1 protein-coding gene is annotated in these 1,679 nt (G+C 71.2%); it reads left to right on the top strand.

Annotated features, from left to right (window positions below; all coding sequences use genetic code 11):
- Window positions 1-51: 51 nt before the first annotated feature.
- Complete coding sequence (locus Y694_RS21630) at window positions 52-1,584, top strand: polyamine aminopropyltransferase (RefSeq protein WP_036236610.1); 1,533 nt, start codon at window positions 52-54, stop codon at window positions 1,582-1,584.
- Window positions 1,585-1,679 lie beyond the last annotated feature (95 nt).

Raw genomic sequence — 1,679 nt, 5'->3', positions numbered from 1 at the left:
AGCGAACCGGCGGCACTCGATGGCGCGGCCGACGGCCGCGCCGCAGCAGCGGTGCGGCCGGCCGAGGTGGCCTTGCTCGCCTCGGTGTTCGTCGTCGCGGCCTGCGGCCTGGTCTACGAGCTCGCAGCAGGGGCGCTGGCGAGCTACCTGCTCGGCGACTCGGTCCTGCAATTCAGCACCGTCATCGGCGCCTACCTGTTCGCGATGGGCATCGGCTCCTGGCTGTCGCGCCACATCGAGCGCCAACTGGTCGCGAACTTCCTGCGCATCGAGCTGCTGGTCGGCCTGATCGGCGGGCTGATGCCGGCGGCGCTGTTCGTCGCGCACAGCCTGCTGCCGGTCAGCGCGGTCGCGCCCTTCCGTGCCCTGCTCTACGGGCTGGTGCTGGCGGTGGGCATCCTGGTGGGCCTGGAGATCCCGCTGGTGATGCGCCTGCTCAAGCGCCACTTCAGCGAGCGTTACGCGCTGAAGGACCTGGTGTCGCAGGTGCTGACCTTCGACTATCTCGGTGCGCTGGCCGTGTCGGTCGCCTTCCCGCTGCTGCTCGTGCCGCAGCTCGGGCTGGTCCGCACCGGCGTGGTGTTCGGCCTGCTGAACGTCGCCGTCGCGGTGTGGGCGCTGTGGCTCTTCCGGGCCGAACTGAGGGCCTGGCGCGCGCATGCGCTGGCCTGCGCTGCCGTGCTCGCGGCGCTCGGTGCTGCGCTGATCGGGGCCGACCGGCTCACGACCTGGGCCGAGGACCGCTTCTACGGCGACCGCATCGTCTTCAGCCAGAGCTCGCCCTACCAGCGCGTCGTCGTCACGTCGGGGGCGGCCGGCGTGCGGCTGTTCCTCAACGGCAACCTGCAGTTCCACTCGCGCGACGAGTACCGCTACCACGAGGCGCTGGTGCATCCGGCGATGGCGGCGCATGGCGCGCCCAAGCGGGTGCTGGTGCTCGGCGGCGGCGACGGCATGGCGGTGCGCGAGGTGCTGAAGCACCCGACGGTCGAGCACGTCACGCTGGTCGAGCTGGACCCGGCGATGACGCGCCTGTTCTCGACCGAACCGCTGCTGATCGCACTGAATGGCGGGGCGCTGAAGTCGCCCAAGCTCACGATCGTCAACGACGATGCCTTCGGCTGGCTGGACCGCCACGACGCGCTGTTCGACGTGATCGTGGTCGACTTCCCCGACCCCAGCAACCACGCGATCGGCAAGCTCTACTCGACCAGCTTCTACGCGCTGATGGCCCGCCATCTCGCGGCCTCCGGCTACGCGGTGGTGCAGACCACCTCGCCGCTGATCGCGCGCAAGAGCTTCTGGACGGTGGTGAGCACCATCGAGGCCGTGGGCCTGCAGGCGACGCCCTATCACGCGCACGTGCCGAGCTTCGGCGAATGGGGCTTCGTGTTGGCCGGTCAACGTCCGCTGGCCACGCCGCGCCGACTGCCCGAGGGCTTGCGCTTCCTGACCGTCGAGGGCCTGCCCGCGCTGTTCGACTTCCCGCCCGACATGGCCCGCGTGCCCGCCGAGCCCAACCGCCTCAGCACCCAGGGGCTGGTGCACACCTTCGAAGAGGAATGGGGCCGCGTCCACCAGTGAGTGCCGCACGCCGTGCGCTGCTGGCGGCCGGCGGCGCGCTGGCCACCTGGCCGTGCTGGCCGGTTGCGAGCGCGCGCCGGTCGAGGTGGCGGGCG

Origin of the sequence: Methylibium sp. T29-B (genome assembly GCF_000576225.1) — a bacterium.
Taxonomy (GTDB): domain Bacteria; phylum Pseudomonadota; class Gammaproteobacteria; order Burkholderiales; family Burkholderiaceae_C; genus Methylibium; species Methylibium petroleiphilum.
This window is presented reverse-complemented; position numbering and strand designations above follow the sequence as displayed.